Below are 16,030 nucleotides of genomic sequence, written 5' to 3'. Positions count from 1 at the left end.
AAAGTTAGTTTGTCTAGCATCTAAAAATAAAAATTGACGTTTCACGTTGTTTGTTTCGTTCAGTTTTCAAAGAACTACTTGGTCGCTCATTTGCGACTTCTTTATGTTAACATCTTCGTTAGTTAATGTCAACTAAGTTTTTATTTCGTTTGCCGCGTTCTGCGTTATTGCATCGGCGACTTGTTTTATATTACACCTCTATACTCTAATCGTCAACATGTTTTTCTAAAAAAATATAAAAAGGCTTATTTCTTTTAAAATAAGCCTTTTCATCATACAGCATTCTATTCGTTTATTATTTTTCTATAATTGGTAACGAGACGATAAACTGAATAATACCATCCTCATATTCAGCTCGAATACTACCTCCTTGCAACTCAACAATACTTTTCGCAATCGCTAATCCAAGTCCCGATCCTTCTGTTACTCTACTTCTAGATTGATCTTTCTTATAAAAGCGTTCAAACAAACTCCCTAACTCTTCTCTCGTAAACTCTTCACTATGATTCGCAATTACAATTTGTATGTCCCGGCGCTGCCTTTGAAGAGAAACTTTTATCTCTCCATCATCTTTACTATACTTAATCGCGTTCATTAATAGATTATCAAATACACGTACCATCTTTTCCGAATCAACCGCTGCATAGGCACGTTCCTCAGGAAACTTCTTAACAAACGTAAGTCCATGCTCTTCTGCTTGCGGTACTAACTCTTCTATTAATTGCTCCAATAACTCATTTATACAAACCTCTTGTTTTTCTAATATAACTTGCTCATTTGTTAACTTCGTATACTCAAATAAATCTTCTATTAAATTCTTTAACTGCTCTGACTTCACAAAGGCAATTCTCGTATACTCATCATGTTGTTCTTTATTTTCATATTTAGAATCTCGAAGTAATCGCAAGTAACCCATAATAGAAGTCAGTGGTGTACGCAAATCGTGAGATACATTCGTAATAAGCTCGTTCTTTTGCTTCTCTAATTTACGTTCCTTTTCTATATTATTCATAAGCTCTTCTGCCATATTATTAATATTCTCAGTCAAAGACGCAATCTCGTCCTCACCTTTCTTCTCAATACGATACGCTAAGTTCCCTTTTTCTATTTCCTTTACACCTTGTGCCATCGCTTCAATTTGCTTCATCTTTCTCTTTGTTATATAGAAGAAAGAGAAAATGAATACAAGTACACCTATGAAAAATGGAAACGGTCCTTCTTGCGTATCATATATTACTTCACCTTCTGGAATCCCACTAACAAACATGTATAAATTCTTATCTTCTATTGTAATAGGTGCAAAAGCTATAAATTCTTTTCTCGTACTTTCAAATTCTTTTCTACCATTCATATAATTAATCGCAAACGATGATGCATTACGAATTGTATTATGCAAATCAATTTGCTCTTCTTGTGCCTGCTTCGTTTTATATAAAACTTTACCGCTCTCGTCAGTAACCAATACTTTTAAAGCTCTAGAGTTTTGTTCTAAATTTTGATTCTCTATTTCAATCATACTTGATATAGCTTCTAGTTTATTTTCATGAACTGAACTATTTGCCACGCTTTGAGCTTGTTGATTAATTTGTTCCATACCAGTCCGATAATCGATCGTCGCCTCTCGATTCGCATTCTCAAAAAACGGTGCTGCTGCCTTTGCTGACAAAAGCCCTAATAACGCACAAGCAGTAAACGCAGTAATAAGTTGAATTCGCACACTCCGTTTCACACTCTTCACTAGCTTTCCAATTAATTCTCGAAATTTCCTAACATAAGTAAATGGATTAAATATCTTTTTCAATCTTATACCCCACTCCCCATACTGTTTTTATATATATTGGCTTCCTTGGATTCTCCTCAATCTTTTCACGCACTTTCCGAATATGAACCATTACCGTGTTATCCGACTGGAAAGATCTTTCGTTCCAAACCTTTTCATAAATTTGTTCCGCGCTAAAGACCATCCCCGGATTACGAGCTAGTAATTCTAAAATTGAAAATTCCCTCGGGGTCAGTTTCACTTCTTCTCCATCCATAATGACTGTATGAGTGGAGATGTTTATTTTCATCTCTCCAATTTCTAACTCGTCCTCATTTTGAATAGCAAAACCATTCATCTTCATATAACGACGTAACTGAGATTTAATTCTTGCGATTAACTCTAACGGATTAAATGGTTTCGTTACGTAATCATCTGCACCTGTTGTTAATCCTAAAATTTTATCCATATCTTGCGTTTTCGCAGAAAGCATAATAATTGGCATTTCTTTCGATTCTCTTACTTTCATACACATATGAATACCGTCTACTTTTGGCATCATAATATCTAATACAACTAGATGCACTTCATTTTCTTCTAGTAAACGCAATCCTTCTTCTCCGTCTCCTGCTTGCAATACTTTATATCCTTCATTCTTTAAATAGATTGTAATAAGATTCCTAATTTCTTTTTCATCATCTACGACAAGTATTGTTTCGTGTGCCACAATATCTCCCCCATCACTTTTTTAATCCCTAACTTCTATTATAGGAAAACTTCTGAAGAAAAACGCTCGGAAATCCTTAAGATTTTCTGAAGACGCAAAAAAGGTCTAGACTCCCCTTAAGTCTAGACCTTTCAAAAAACCCCTTTTATTTACGAACGTAGATGAAATATAGTACGAATAAAACTCCCATAACATACATAATTGGATGAATCTCTTTACGACGACCACTTACTACCATTGTAATTGGATAGAAGATAAAGCCAATCGCAATCCCTGTCGCAATACTATACGTAAGCGGCATTGAAATGATTGTAAAGAATGCTGGTACTGCAATCTCGAATTTCTTCCAATCAATTTCACCTAAAGATGAAACCATTAAGATTCCTACAATAATTAAAGCTGGTGCTGTTACAGCTGGTGTCACAACACTTAATAGTGGTGAAAAGAATAGGGCTAGCAAGAAGAACCCTGCTGTTACAACTGCTGTAAATCCAGAACGTCCACCCGCTGCTACCCCTGCAGACGACTCAATGTAAGACGTTGTTGTTGATGTACCTAGGATCGCACCGATTACAGTTGCAATCGCATCTGCAAATAACGCTTTTCCTGCACGTGGTAATTTATTGTTCTTCATTAATCCAGCTTGATTCGCAACCGCTACAAGTGTACCCGCTGTATCAAAGAAATCGATAAAGAAGAACGTTATAATAACAATCGCCATTTCAACAGTGAAAATGTCTCCGAAGTGCGTTAATGCCGCACCGAACGTTGGTTCTAGACTCGGTATTGCTCCCACTACAGCTTTCGGAGTATTAATCAATCCTGTTGCCACTCCTAAGATCGCTGTAAGAATCATACCGTAGAATACTGCACCATTTATTTTCTTAATCATGAAGACGATTGTCGTAACAACTCCGAAGATTGCTAGTAACGTTGTGCCCTTTGTTAAATCCCCCAACCCAACAAGAACAGCATCATTTTTCACGATGATTCCGGCATTTTGGAATCCAAGAAAAGCAATGAACAATCCGATACCTGCCGCTACTGCAAACTTTAACTCTGATGGAATTGCATTAATGATTTTTTCACGAATACCTGAAGCTGTAAGAATAATAAAGATAATACCTGACATTAATGTTCCAGCAATTGCTGTCTGCCACGGAATACCCATCGTTAACACTGCCGTATAAGCAAAGAATGCGTTAATTCCCATACCCGGCGCCAAAGCAATCGGATACTTCGCGAATATACCCATAATTAACGAACCAATCGCTGCTGCTAATGCCGTAGCAACGAATACTGCACCTGGATCCATTCCTGTACCTGCCGGTAACCCTTTAACATTTCCAAGTGAAAGCGTAGCAGGATTGACAAATAGTACATAAGCCATAGATAAGAATGTCGTTAAACCTGCTATGAACTCTGTTTTATAATTTGTGCCGAGTTCATCAAACTGAAAATAGCGTTTCATCTTACGTTTCCCCCGTTATATGATTACTCGCCGTAATCTCCCTAGCCCTCTTTTATCTATTAAAAATAAAAAAGGCTTCCATTGCATATACATGGAAGCGTTCTATGAATAAAGACAAGTTTCCCCTCATCTTTATCAAAACGCCTCGTAGTCAAGCCATTTACGGTAGCTAGGTAGAAACTTTCGGGCCATATCCCCGATATTATACGACGGCATAATATTCACTTTTCGTTTGAATTACATACTCATATTAACTCGAGGAAGTAGTTTTGTCAATTTAAAAACGAACATTTTTACAAACTTTTATATTTTCGTTCGTATTAAGCTTAAAAATATAAAAGATCCATCTATGCATGAGCAATAGATGGATCTTTTTTTATAATACTATTCCCACTCAATCGTTGCTGGTGGCTTACTTGTTATATCATACACGATACGGTTAACGTGTTTTACTTCGTTTACGATACGTACAGAGATTTTCTCTAATACGTCCCAAGGGATACGTGCCCAGTCAGCTGTCATACCGTCGATAGATGTTACTGCACGGATACCTACTGTGTAATCGTAAGTACGCTCGTCACCCATAACACCTACGCTACGCATACCAGGAAGCGCAGTGAAGTATTGCCAAACTTCGCGGTCTAAGCCCGCTTTAATAATTTCTTCACGTAAAATCGCATCAGATTCACGAACGATTTCTAATTTCTCTTCTGTAATTTCACCTAATACACGAATACCAAGACCAGGGCCTGGGAATGGTTGACGCCATACGATTTCATCAGGAATTCCTAGTTCTGATCCTAATACACGTACTTCATCTTTAAATAACGTGTTTAAAGGCTCAATTAATTTGAACTGCATGTCTTCTGGAAGACCACCAACATTATGGTGAGATTTAATTGTTTGTGCAGTTGCTGTACCACTTTCAACGATGTCCGTATAAAGTGTACCTTGCGCTAGGAAGTCCATTCCTTGTAATTTAGAAGCTTCATCATCAAATACGTAAATGAATTCATTACCGATGATTTTACGTTTTTGCTCTGGATCTTCCACACCTTTTAACTTGTTCATGAAGCGTTCTTGTGCATCCACTTTAATAACGTTCATGTGGAAACCTTCGCTGAATGTTTTCATAACGCCTTCTGCTTCACCTTTACGAAGTAAGCCGTGGTCAACGAAAATACATGTTAATTGATCGCCGATTGCTTTATGAATTAACACTGCTACAACAGAAGAGTCTACACCGCCGCTAAGTGCGCATAGTACTTTTTTGTCCCCAACAGTTTCACGGATTTTCTCTAATTCTACTTCGATAAAGTTCTCCATGTTCCATCCTTCAGAACAACCACATGCGCCGAATACGAAGTTTTTAATTAAATCGTTACCGTGCTCAGAGTGACGTACTTCTGGGTGGAATTGTACACCATATAAGTTTTGCTCTTCATTGCTCATACCAGCAATTGGACAAGACTCACTTGTTGCATCTACTACGAATCCTTCTGGTAAACCAGTTACTAAATCGCCATGGCTCATCCATACAACTTGCTCTTCTGGAAGGTTCGCATATAATTTTGATTCGTTCTCTACTTTAAGAACAGCTTTTCCGTACTCACGGTGGTTTGCACGTTCTACTTTACCACCGAAGTGTTGTGTCATAAGCTGCATACCATAACAAATACCGAAGATCGGTAATCCTAGTTCAAAGATTTTTTCATCACAATGTAATGCGCCTTCACCGTATACACTATTTGGTCCACCAGAGAAGATAATCCCTTTTGGATTCATTGCTTTAATTTCTTCTGCAGTAATTGTATGTGGATGAAGTTCACTGTATACACCGAACTCACGAATTCGACGTGCTATTAACTGATTGTACTGACTCCCAAAATCTAAAACGATAATTGTATCATGCTGCTTCTTCAAAATAATCACCCCAACGTTAGTTCTCGTATATAAATATTTTCACCAATTTGGCAAAAAGCATTACTAATATAATAAAAAAAGCCAGTCCTCCGCCTCTAGTCTCATAACAAAGAAAAGGCAGGGGTCTGGCTTTATAAAGAAAGATAGTCTTCCGCTCTTTATAAATATAAGACACACTGCCTTCATAGTCAGGTTGTTTACGGTAACCCGGTAGAGACTCTCAAACCTTATCTTTGAGGATATATGAAGGATCGTTTTATATTATCTTCCTAGATTCTAACAATGAAGTATCGATATGGTCAAGAGAGAAAGCGACAAAATTCTACAGAAATTCATTTCCTTTTCTAAAAAACATAAAAAAAACATCCATTTCTATATAGAAATGGATGTTTTCAGGGCGAACGGAATTACATCATTCCGCCCATACCGCCCATGCCCATGCCGCCCATGTCAGGCATTGCTGGTGCATTTGGTTCTGGTTTGTCAGCTACTACAGCTTCAGTCGTTAAGAACATAGCTGCAACAGATGCTGCGTTTTGAAGTGCAGAGCGAGTTACTTTAGCTGGATCTACGATACCAGTTTCAAGCATGTTAACCCACTCGCCAGTAGCTGCGTTGAAACCAACACCTACTTTTTCGCCTTTTAGACGCTCTACAACTACAGATCCTTCTAGACCAGCGTTGATTGCGATTTGACGAACTGGCTCTTCTAGTGCGCGAAGTACGATGTTGATACCTGTTGCTTCGTCGCCTTCAGCTACGATAGAAGCTACTTTCGTGTATACGTTCATAAGTGAAGTACCACCACCTGCAACGATACCTTCTTCTACTGCTGCACGAGTTGAGTTAAGTGCATCTTCAATGCGAAGTTTGCGCTCTTTTAACTCAGTTTCAGTTGCTGCACCTACTTTAATTACCGCTACGCCACCTGCAAGTTTTGCAAGACGCTCTTGTAATTTTTCACGATCGAATTCAGAAGTAGTTTCTTCTAATTGCGCACGGATTTGACCGATGCGAGCTTCGATTTGTTGTGTATTTCCAATACCTTCAACTACAGTTGTGTTTTCTTTCGTTACAACGATTTTACCTGCGCGTCCTAAAGATTCAACTGTAGCAGATTTTAAGTCACGACCTAATTCTTCAGTGATTACTTCGCCACCAGTTAAGATTGCGATATCTTCTAGCATTGCTTTACGACGGTCACCAAATCCAGGAGCTTTAACAGCTACTACATTGAACGTACCACGAAGTTTGTTCACTACTAATGTAGCTAACGCTTCGCCTTCTACGTCTTCAGCGATGATAAGAAGTGGTTTACCTTGTTGTACCACTTGCTCTAATACTGGTAAGATTTCTTGGATGTTAGAAATCTTTTTATCAGTAATTAAGATGTATGGGTTATCAAGAACCGCTTCCATTTTGTCAGAATCAGTAATCATGTAAGGAGATGCATATCCACGATCAAATTGCATACCTTCTACTACGTCTAATTCTGTTGTGAATCCTTTAGACTCTTCTAAAGTAATAACGCCGTCGTTACCAACGCGCTCCATTGCTTCAGCGATTAATTGACCTACTTCTTCGTCAGCCGCAGAAATAGCAGCTACTTGTGCGATAGAAGATTTACCTTCGATTGGTTTAGAAATCTCTTTTAATTCTGCAATTGCAGCAGTAACAGCTTTTTCGATACCTTTACGAAGACCCATTGGGTTCGCACCAGCTGTTACGTTTTTAAGACCTTCACGAATCATAGCTTGTGCTAATACAGTTGCAGTTGTTGTTCCGTCACCAGCTACATCATTTGTTTTGCTAGCAACTTCTGCTACTAATTTCGCACCCATGTTTTCGAATGCATCTTCTAATTCAATTTCTTTTGCGATTGTTACACCGTCATTTGTAATAAGTGGTGAACCAAATTTTTTCTCAAGTACAACGTTACGACCTTTTGGTCCAAGCGTTACTTTTACTGCGTTTGCAAGAGTGTCGACACCGCGAAGCATCGAACGACGTGCTTCTTCACTAAATTTAATATCTTTTGCCATAATAATTGACCCCCTTGGATTTTTTAAGATTTATATAATTAACCGATAACTGCTAAAATGTCACTTTCACGTAAAATCAAGTAGTCAGTACCTTCGTATTTCACTTCAGTACCTGCATATTTTGAGAAGATGATAAGATCACCTGCTGCTACCTCTAAAGCAACACGCTCACCATTTTCAAGCACTCGACCAGTACCTACTGCAATAACTTTACCCTCTTGTGGTTTTTCTTTTGCAGTTTCTGGTAATACAATACCACTTGCTGTTTTTTCTTCCGCTTGAACAAGCTCAATTACAACGCGATCACCTAATGGCTTTAGCATGAACAATAACCTCCTCATTTTGTTATGTAAATTTTTTTATTAGCACTCAAGTCACCCGAGTGCTAACACACTTCTAATAATAAATAATCTCAATTTCTTTTGCAAGTAAAAAAATCATAATTTTTTCGCAAATTCAGCTATACACTTTTCTATATAGAGTCCCTCTTCTTCTACCTTTACCATATGAATCGTTGTTTCCACTACTCGTATGTTACAATATGAAAGGACACCCTAAGTTGTTTTCGCTACACAGACAACTTTCTCCTGTCTTCTATTATAATTTCAAATGAGGATTTACAAAAAAACATAATTTACGTGAGGTTTATATCGTAGGTAGCATATATACATGTTATCCTACCTTATCTCATACACTAGAGTTAGAAAGGATGGTTAAACCATTTGAAAAAACAATATTGGTGGGTTATCGTTACATACATTTTAATGCAGTTGTCATCCATTGCTGGATTACCGCTTCTCCTGAAAACTGGAATTTATGATAACAGGGGATTTACTAGGGAGGAGAAATTCCAACTCATAACTGGCCACTGGGCAATCATTAGTTTCTTTATTGCATTATGTATCGTACTTTGGTTACTTAGAACAGATATTCGTGACAGACGTTTAGATACAATGCGCTCTTCGGTTCCAGCTACGATCGGTTGGATTTTTATCGGGTTCTTCTTAGCATTTTTCTCGCAAAGTATTGCCGGTATGATAGAAATGCGTTTATTAGGAATTAAACCTGGATCTGAAAATACAGCGAGACTTATGGATATCGCAAGAACGACACCTTGGTTCCTTATCGTTATATCTATAATAGGACCTATTTTGGAAGAAATCGTATTTAGAAAAATTTTATTTGGTACACTTTATAAGAAGTTTAACTTCTTTATTGCTGCTATTATTAGTTCTCTCGTATTCGCAGCAATTCATTTTGATTTCACTCACTTGTTGGTATACACTTCTATGGGGCTCGTATTCGCCTTTTTATATGTAAAAACGAAGCGTATTATCGTCCCTATCGCAGCTCATGTTGCAATGAATACATTAGTTGCAGTTGCTCAAGTTTTAATGAGCAATGAACAAATTCAAGAAATGATTAAAGAAGCTGAAAAAATGCAAGGCTTTATCGGAGGATTTTTAGTATGAGAAACTCACCATTGTTCATGGCTGCATTGTACTTCCTTCTAGGATGTATCTTTACACGCTTCGCCATTACGAACGTAACAGATACAATCTGGAATATGTGGACAATACTATTTGCAGTTATGGCAACAATTGATTTTAATTTGGCACTTCGCCTTATCTTAGTTAAATTCACAAAGAAAAAACAATAATAAAACGCAGAGGTCGCTTCCTCTGCGTTTTATTGTGGATAATTCTTTAAAAAGTAAACAAGTGTTTGTAACTCTACCGCTAAATCAATATGGTGAATTCTTATATTATCTGACACATTTAAGCGCGCTGGTGTGAAATTTAAAATACCATGCACGTTCGTTTCTGCCAATCTATCTGCTACAGATTGTGCTACTGTAGCGGGTACTGTTAATATTGCCACTTGTATATCAGTTGATAAACGTTCTTCTAATTCATCTAAATGATATACAGGAATGCCCCCGATTTCTGTCCCGACTTTCTCTTCACTAACATCAAACGCCATTTCAATTTTTGTATTATTGTTTTTCGTGAAATTATAATGTAAGAAAGCGGTCCCTAAATTACCTACTCCAATAAGTGCTACACGTGTTATATCATCTTGGTCGAGTGTTTCACGGAAAAATGATAATAAATAATTTACGTTATATCCATAACCTTTTTTCCCTAACGCTCCAAAATATGAAAAATCTCTTCGAATCGTTGCGGAATCAACTTTTACCGCTTCGCTCAATTCGGCTGATGAAACACGTTGCTTACCAGAAAGAGATAAGTTTTGGATAAATCGATAGTATAGAGGCAATCGTTTGGCAGTGGCCTGTGGAATTTTTTGCTGATCCATATAACCTCTCCTCTCTTCCTATCTTTATTCATATACTTGAATCCAATACAGAAGTTTAGCACTCATGAATTTCCCTGTATAATAAAGAGAAGAAGTATTCTCTCTTTATTTTAAACTATACACTATTTTTAGTATGATTGAGAAATATAAACATGGCAAAGTTAAGAAATTATTTGAGGTGAAAACATTGATTTTATTACAAGTAAACGCGCTTACGAAATTATACGGTGCAGAAACGATTCTTGCAAACATAAAATTGGAAGTTCAAACGAAAGATCGTATCGCATTAGTCGGACGAAATGGGGCCGGAAAATCTACATTATTAAAAATAATAGCTGGTGAGCTATCTCATGATGGTGGCGAAATTATAAAACCAAAAGATGTCTCAATCGGATATTTAGCTCAAAATACCGGATTAGAAACGTCTTTAACAATTTGGGATGAAATGTTAACCGTCTTTACACATTTGCAGCAAATGGAGACAAAACTTCGAAGGCTAGAGCAAGAGATGGGAAAAGAAGAAAACTTTTCAAACGAGGCTACATATGAAAGATTATTAGCTGACTATGACCAATTACAATTAGATTATAAAGATCAAGGTGGCTATCAGTACGAAGCAGATATTCGCTCGATTTTAAGCGGTCTTGGCTTCCCAGTTGAAACGCACCAGACGACGATTTCTACATTAAGTGGTGGACAAAAAACACGATTAGCTCTCGGTAAATTATTATTAACGAAACCAGACTTACTTATTTTGGACGAGCCTACAAACCATTTAGACATCGAAACATTAACATGGCTTGAACAATATTTACAAGGCTATCCTGGCGCAATACTAATCGTTTCCCATGACCGTTATTTCTTAGATAAACTCGTTACACAAGTATATGAAATTTCGAATAAAGAAAGCAGACGATTTGTTGGTAACTACAGTAAATATTTAGACTTAAAATCAGCGCTATACGAGCAAGACATGAAACGTTATGAAAAACAACAAGATGAAATCGCTAAGCTTGAGGACTTCGTTCAAAAAAATATAGCTCGTGCATCTACGACAAAACGTGCGCAAAGCCGCCGTAAACAATTAGATAGAATGGAATTATTGACTAGACCGTTAGGTGATTCTAAGTCAGCATCCTTCCACTTCAATATCGAAAAACAAAGCGGAAATGATGTTTTACAAGTAAAGGATGCAACTATCGGCTATGATGAGGATCCGATTATTGAACATGTAACTATGCGCTTAACTCGCGGGGATAGCGTTGCTTTAGTTGGTCCAAACGGAATTGGGAAATCCACACTGTTAAAATCACTTGTGAATAAGTTACCACTATTAAATGGTGATGTTTCTTTCGGATCCAATGTATCTGTTGGTTATTATGATCAAGAACAAGCAAACTTAACATCTTCTAAGCGAGTTTTAAATGAGTTATGGGATGAATATCCATTGCAGCCTGAAAAAGAAATTCGCACGATATTAGGTAACTTCTTATTTACAGGGGATGATGTACTAAAACCAGTATCTTCTCTTAGTGGTGGACAAAAAGCCCGGTTAGCTCTTGCAAAACTTATGATGCAAAAATCGAATTTATTAATTCTCGATGAACCTACGAACCACCTTGATTTAAATAGTAAAGAGATTTTGGAGAATGCTTTAATTGATTATCCAGGCACCCTTCTATTTGTCTCCCATGACCGCTACTTTATTAATCGTGTAACGACGACCGTTGTTGAGCTGTCAACAGAAGGTGCACAAGAGTATTTAGGCGATTACGATTACTACGTTGAAAAGAAAAATGAAATGATTGAACGTGCAGCATTTGAACAACAAGAACAGCAAGAAAACCAAGCACCTGTTCAAAAAACTGTTGCTCAAGAAAAATTAAATTATCTCGAAGAAAAAGAGCGGAAACAATTAGAGCGTCAACGCACTCGAAAAATTGAGGAGCTAGAACAAAACATTGTAGAATTTGAAGAAGAAATTGCTACGTTAGAAGATCAACTTTGCTTACCAGAAATATATGCAGATTATGAAAAGGCTAGTGAAATTACAACGAAAAAGCAAACACTACAAGAGCAACTTGATGCTTGTATGGCAGAATGGGAAGAATTACATTTATAAGAATATGAATAAGAAGGATGTCTCATAAGTCGGGATTTTTGACTATGCGACATCCTTTTTATCTTCTAGTTGGGATCAACGTCATATTGTATAAACGATTCGACACGGAATATCGATTAACCGACAAAGTTTGACAATGTTAGCGCACTTCTATAATAAGGGCACATTTCAAAATGTTTTTTAGAGATATCTTCTTGCTATTTATTTCCCAAAAAAGAATACATGTAAAGGTCAGACCTTATCTACTTTATCCACAAGGTTATACACATATCCACCTTTATAAAATAAACCCCAAAATAACTTTTCCACATTATCCACAACCAACAAAAAAGTTATCAACATTTTATATACACAACAAAACCCACATTATCAACAGATAATATGGGTTTTATCCACAAGCTGTGGTTAATTTTGTGCATAACTATGCTTCAATATCTAATCCTGGATTTGCATTTAAAGCTAATGTAGCACGTTTTCCTTGTTCATATGCAATTGTACCTGCGGCTGCAATCATCGCTGCATTATCAGTACATAAAGATAGTGGAGGAATAATTAGCTCAATATTTTCTTTTGTCGCAAATTCCGCTTCCAAACGTGCGCGAAGTCCTTTATTCGCAGCTACTCCACCAGCAAGAAGCAGTTGCTTTACGTTATACGCTTCTGCTGCACGAGATGCTTTCGTTACAAGCACATCTATTACACTCTCTTGGAAACTTGCTGCTAAATCTTCCGGTGTAATTTCTATCCCGCGTTGTTTTGCGTTATGCACAGTGTTGATAACTGCTGATTTCAATCCACTGAAACTGAAATCATACGAATCAGGTTCTAGCCATGCACGAGGCAAATCGATTGTCGGTTCCCCTTCATGTGCAAGGCGATCAATATGAGGACCACCTGGATATGGCATGGATAACGTTCGAGCTACTTTATCGTATGCCTCTCCAGCTGCATCGTCTCTTGTTTCACCAATCACTTCGAATGAACCATGTTCTTTCATATAAACAAGCTCCGTATGTCCACCAGATACAACAAGTGATAGTAGTGGGAATTGAACTTCTTTTACTAAACGGTTCGCATAAATGTGCCCAGCGATATGATGAACACCAACTAGAGGAATATCATGTGCAAAAGCCACTGCTTTCGCTGCATTTACCCCTATTAAAAGTGCTCCTACTAAACCAGGTCCTTCTGTTACAGCAATTGCATCAATATCATCAAAAGTGATATTTGCTTCTTTTAAAGCTTCTTCTAATACAACTGTAATTTCTTCTACATGATGACGGGATGCAATCTCTGGTACAACTCCGCCAAAACGTTTATGACTTTCAATTTGTGATGCAACGACATTCGCAATAATTTCCGTTCCATTTTTAACAACTGCTACTGCTGTTTCATCACAACTTGTTTCAATACCAAGTATAATCGTATTTTTTTCCATTATATATTCACCCACATTACGAGACCATCTTCCTGATTGTCTGCATAGTATCGTTTACGAATTCCACCATTTTGAAATCCGTATTTTCTGTATAACTGTTTTGCTACTTCATTTGATACACGTACTTCAAGTGTCATCGTTTTTACCCCTAAATCTTTCGCTTCGGAAATAACTTCTTTCAATAAAGCATCCCCTAGCTTTTGACCTCTGTATTCTGGCAAAATAGCTATATTTGTTATATGTGATTCATCAATAATTATCCACAATCCACAATACCCAATTACACGACCATCTTTTTCTAGCACAACATAATGCGCATGTTCATTCGTCGTTAACTCACGGTGAAAGGCATCTGCAGTCCAAGGAGTTGAAAAAGACGCTTCTTCAATAGCTACAATTTGAGCGATATCATCGAGTTCCATCTTTCTAAATATCATATCCATCTTCTGCAAGCTCCTACTTGTTTTGACTTTCTAACCACTTTGTTTCAGCTTCAGCTAAACGAAGATAACTAGGAACAAATGAATGTACATCTTGTTCCTCTTTTTGTAATCCTAAGAACGCCAACTCACTTGGTCTTGGGTTATTTTTAGTAAAAGGAGCAAATACAGCTTGATTGCCTAAATGTTCTATTATTGTTTCTTTGTGCAGTTTAACATCGTTACCAATAAATAAAACCGGCTTTCCTTTATCTTTTAACATTTGCAACCAGTCTACAATAAGGATGATTCGGTCTTCTTCTATAGAAGTTACATTCTCTCCTTCATATGTATATAGCCCAGTATAAATTTGTCCACGTCTTCCATCGAATAAAGGACAGATCAATCCATTAAAATTAGCACCGTTTGCAGCTACTACTTCTAAACTTGATACACCTACAATTGGTATTTGAAGTGACCAAGCTAATGTTTTTGCAGCTGTCACACCTATACGAACACCTGTATATGATCCAGGCCCAGCAGCTACAACGATTTTAGTTAATTCTTTCGGTTTTACACCACATTCTTTTAACAATTTCTCTACAGCTGGCATAAGACGTACAGAATGATTTTTTGTTAAGTTTGTAATGATTTCCCCAATTACGTTTCCTTCCTCAATAAGGGATACACCCATTACGTAATTTGAAGTATCAATTGCTAGTACTTTCATCTTGTAATAGCTCCTCACATAATCTAATATATCGATCTCCAATTGGCTCGAGTACAATTTTCCTTGTATCATCTCCAGCATGGAATAAACTAATTTGTAACTTCTCATTTGGTAAAAATGCTTCTATTAAATGAGCCCATTCTACTACGGTAATTCCTTCACCGTAGAAATACTCATCAAAACCTAAGTCCTCTTCACTTTCTGCTAAGCGATACACGTCCATATGATATAGCGGCAATCTCCCTTTATATTCTTTAATAATATTAAAGGTAGGACTATTTACAACTCTTTTCACTCCAAGACCTTTTGCTAGTCCTTTTGTAAAAGTTGTCTTACCAGCCCCTAGATCTCCTTCTAAAATAATTACATCTTGCGCCTGGGCAAGTCCACCTAGTTTTTCTGATAATCTTTGTGTTTCCTCAGAAGAGTTTGTTGTTATTTCATATTTACTCACAGACTTCACCTACTTTACTCACAATGTTCTCTGCTCTTTATTATACAGGTTTTGAATATATAAAAAAGTCCTTAGGAGTTTTCCTAAGGATAGTTTGACTGTCTTTATTAGTTTTTTGTTAAAACAAATAAAAAAATACGAAACAACATGTTTCGTTCTTTTCTTTATATAAAATGGCGGTCCCGACCGGGGTCGAACCGGCGATCTCCTGCGTGACAGGCAGGCATGTTAACCACTACACCACGGGACCATTTGGTTGCGGGGACAGGATTTGAACCTGCGACCTTCGGGTTATGAGCCCGACGAGCTACCGTGCTGCTCCACCCCGCGATGATATAAATAGCCTGGCAACGTCCTACTCTCACAGGGACAAGGTCCCAACTACCATCGGCGCTAAAGAGCTTAACTTCCGTGTTCGGTATGGGAACGGGTGTGACCTCTCTGCCATCATTACCAGACTGTATTCATTTAAGACAAGAATTATCATAACTTATTTAACTTTTAAAGTCAATAAGTTTTTTATATTCTTTCAAAACTAGATAACATTGCTTCATATTATATGGTTAAGTCCTCGATCTATTAGTATTCGTCAGCTCCACATGTCACCATGCTTCCACCTCGAACCT

Annotated in this window: 14 protein-coding genes, 2 tRNA genes, 1 rRNA gene and 2 riboswitches; of the genes, 3 read left to right on the top strand and 14 right to left on the bottom strand. The window is 37.3% G+C overall.

The annotated features are described in order from the left end of the window. Window positions 1-295: 295 nt before the first annotated feature. The 6 genes from F8162_RS08165 to groES form a co-directional block, all read right to left on the bottom strand. Window positions 296-1,801, bottom strand: a complete 1,506-nt coding sequence (locus F8162_RS08165; RefSeq protein ID WP_151630218.1) for a sensor histidine kinase — start codon at window positions 1,799-1,801, stop codon at window positions 296-298. Beyond that, entirely contained in the window at window positions 1,785-2,486 is a 702-nt protein-coding gene (locus F8162_RS08160) for a response regulator transcription factor (protein ID WP_151630217.1), read from the bottom strand. The genes F8162_RS08165 and F8162_RS08160 overlap by 17 nt, the downstream gene beginning before the upstream one ends. 145 nt (window positions 2,487-2,631) lie before the next feature. Continuing rightward, on the bottom strand, window positions 2,632-3,957 hold the full coding sequence (locus F8162_RS08155) for an NCS2 family permease (RefSeq protein WP_151630216.1): 1,326 nt from the start codon (window positions 3,955-3,957) through the stop codon (window positions 2,632-2,634). Window positions 3,958-4,085: 128 nt separating this feature from the next. Continuing rightward, window positions 4,086-4,187: riboswitch (purine riboswitch) on the bottom strand. Window positions 4,188-4,341: 154 nt separating this feature from the next. Next, entirely contained in the window at window positions 4,342-5,880 is a 1,539-nt protein-coding gene (guaA, locus tag F8162_RS08150; protein ID WP_000743915.1) for a glutamine-hydrolyzing GMP synthase, read from the bottom strand. Window positions 5,881-6,045: 165 nt separating this feature from the next. Further along, window positions 6,046-6,147, bottom strand: a riboswitch (purine riboswitch). 140 nt (window positions 6,148-6,287) lie between these two features. Beyond that, on the bottom strand, window positions 6,288-7,922 hold the full coding sequence (gene groL / locus F8162_RS08145; RefSeq protein ID WP_061679608.1) for a chaperonin GroEL: 1,635 nt from the start codon (window positions 7,920-7,922) through the stop codon (window positions 6,288-6,290). A 38-nt stretch (window positions 7,923-7,960) separates the two neighbouring features. Next, window positions 7,961-8,245 carry a co-chaperone GroES gene (gene groES / locus F8162_RS08140; RefSeq protein ID WP_060748958.1) on the bottom strand — a complete coding sequence of 95 codons (285 nt, stop codon included), beginning with the start codon at window positions 8,243-8,245 and terminating at the stop codon, window positions 7,961-7,963. A gap of 399 nt (window positions 8,246-8,644) precedes the next feature. Here groES and F8162_RS08135 point away from each other — a divergent pair, with 399 nt between their 5' ends. Together F8162_RS08135 and F8162_RS08130 are read left to right on the top strand one after the other, a co-directional pair. Further along, window positions 8,645-9,394 (top strand): CPBP family intramembrane glutamic endopeptidase, encoded by a 750-nt coding sequence (locus F8162_RS08135; protein ID WP_151630215.1) that lies wholly within the window; start codon window positions 8,645-8,647, stop codon window positions 9,392-9,394. Beyond that, window positions 9,391-9,582 carry a YdiK family protein gene (locus F8162_RS08130; RefSeq protein ID WP_001246201.1) on the top strand — a complete coding sequence of 64 codons (192 nt, stop codon included), beginning with the start codon at window positions 9,391-9,393 and terminating at the stop codon, window positions 9,580-9,582. The genes F8162_RS08135 and F8162_RS08130 overlap by 4 nt, the downstream gene beginning before the upstream one ends. Window positions 9,583-9,611: 29 nt before the next feature. Here the strand turns inward: F8162_RS08130 and F8162_RS08125 are convergent, their stop codons facing one another. After that, window positions 9,612-10,241, bottom strand: a complete 630-nt coding sequence (locus F8162_RS08125; protein ID WP_000372703.1) for a redox-sensing transcriptional repressor Rex — start codon at window positions 10,239-10,241, stop codon at window positions 9,612-9,614. A gap of 187 nt (window positions 10,242-10,428) precedes the next feature. On the opposite strand from F8162_RS08125, the gene F8162_RS08120 reads away from it, so the two are divergent. Further along, entirely contained in the window at window positions 10,429-12,363 is a 1,935-nt protein-coding gene (locus tag F8162_RS08120; protein ID WP_318826071.1) for an ABC-F family ATP-binding cassette domain-containing protein, read from the top strand. Window positions 12,364-12,784: 421 nt separating this feature from the next. Here the strand turns inward: F8162_RS08120 and tsaD are convergent, their stop codons facing one another. From tsaD to rrf, 7 genes are all read right to left on the bottom strand, one after another. Then, entirely contained in the window at window positions 12,785-13,801 is a 1,017-nt protein-coding gene (gene tsaD / locus F8162_RS08115) for a tRNA (adenosine(37)-N6)-threonylcarbamoyltransferase complex transferase subunit TsaD (RefSeq protein ID WP_151630213.1), read from the bottom strand. After that, entirely contained in the window at window positions 13,801-14,244 is a 444-nt protein-coding gene (rimI, locus tag F8162_RS08110) for a ribosomal protein S18-alanine N-acetyltransferase (protein ID WP_000367199.1), read from the bottom strand. The genes tsaD and rimI overlap by 1 nt, the downstream gene beginning before the upstream one ends. Window positions 14,245-14,257: 13 nt before the next feature. Beyond that, window positions 14,258-14,950 (bottom strand): tRNA (adenosine(37)-N6)-threonylcarbamoyltransferase complex dimerization subunit type 1 TsaB, encoded by a 693-nt coding sequence (tsaB, locus tag F8162_RS08105; RefSeq protein ID WP_076542815.1) that lies wholly within the window; start codon window positions 14,948-14,950, stop codon window positions 14,258-14,260. After that, window positions 14,931-15,404: a tRNA (adenosine(37)-N6)-threonylcarbamoyltransferase complex ATPase subunit type 1 TsaE gene (gene tsaE / locus F8162_RS08100; protein ID WP_098049471.1), complete on the bottom strand. Its 474-nt coding sequence runs from the start codon at window positions 15,402-15,404 to the stop codon at window positions 14,931-14,933. The genes tsaB and tsaE overlap by 20 nt, the downstream gene beginning before the upstream one ends. Window positions 15,405-15,578: 174 nt before the next feature. Beyond that, window positions 15,579-15,654 (bottom strand) — tRNA-Asp (locus tag F8162_RS08095). A 3-nt stretch (window positions 15,655-15,657) separates the two neighbouring features. Beyond that, a tRNA-Met gene (locus F8162_RS08090) sits at window positions 15,658-15,734 on the bottom strand. Window positions 15,735-15,746: 12 nt separating this feature from the next. After that, window positions 15,747-15,862, bottom strand: a 5S ribosomal RNA gene (rrf, locus tag F8162_RS08085). Between the last annotated feature and the right edge of the window lie 168 nt (window positions 15,863-16,030).

Origin of the sequence: Bacillus sp. CH140a_4T (genome assembly GCF_008923725.1) — a bacterium.
Lineage (GTDB): Bacteria > Bacillota > Bacilli > Bacillales > Bacillaceae_G > Bacillus_A.
The sequence above is the reverse complement of the archived record's forward strand: the minus strand, read 5'-3'. Positions and strand labels throughout refer to the sequence as shown.

Coding starts and splice junctions, on each gene's coding strand:
- tsaD (WP_151630213.1), bottom strand. CDS start 13,801: ATGGAAAAAAATACGATTATACTTGGTATTGAAACAAGTTGTGATGAA.
- F8162_RS08125 (WP_000372703.1), bottom strand. CDS start 10,241: ATGGATCAGCAAAAAATTCCACAGGCCACTGCCAAACGATTGCCTCTA.
- groES (WP_060748958.1), bottom strand. CDS start 8,245: ATGCTAAAGCCATTAGGTGATCGCGTTGTAATTGAGCTTGTTCAAGCG.
- groL (WP_061679608.1), bottom strand. CDS start 7,922: ATGGCAAAAGATATTAAATTTAGTGAAGAAGCACGTCGTTCGATGCTT.
- F8162_RS08155 (WP_151630216.1), bottom strand. CDS start 3,957: ATGAAACGCTATTTTCAGTTTGATGAACTCGGCACAAATTATAAAACA.
- tsaB (WP_076542815.1), bottom strand. CDS start 14,950: ATGAAAGTACTAGCAATTGATACTTCAAATTACGTAATGGGTGTATCC.
- F8162_RS08130 (WP_001246201.1), top strand. CDS start 9,391: ATGAGAAACTCACCATTGTTCATGGCTGCATTGTACTTCCTTCTAGGA.
- rimI (WP_000367199.1), bottom strand. CDS start 14,244: ATGGATATGATATTTAGAAAGATGGAACTCGATGATATCGCTCAAATT.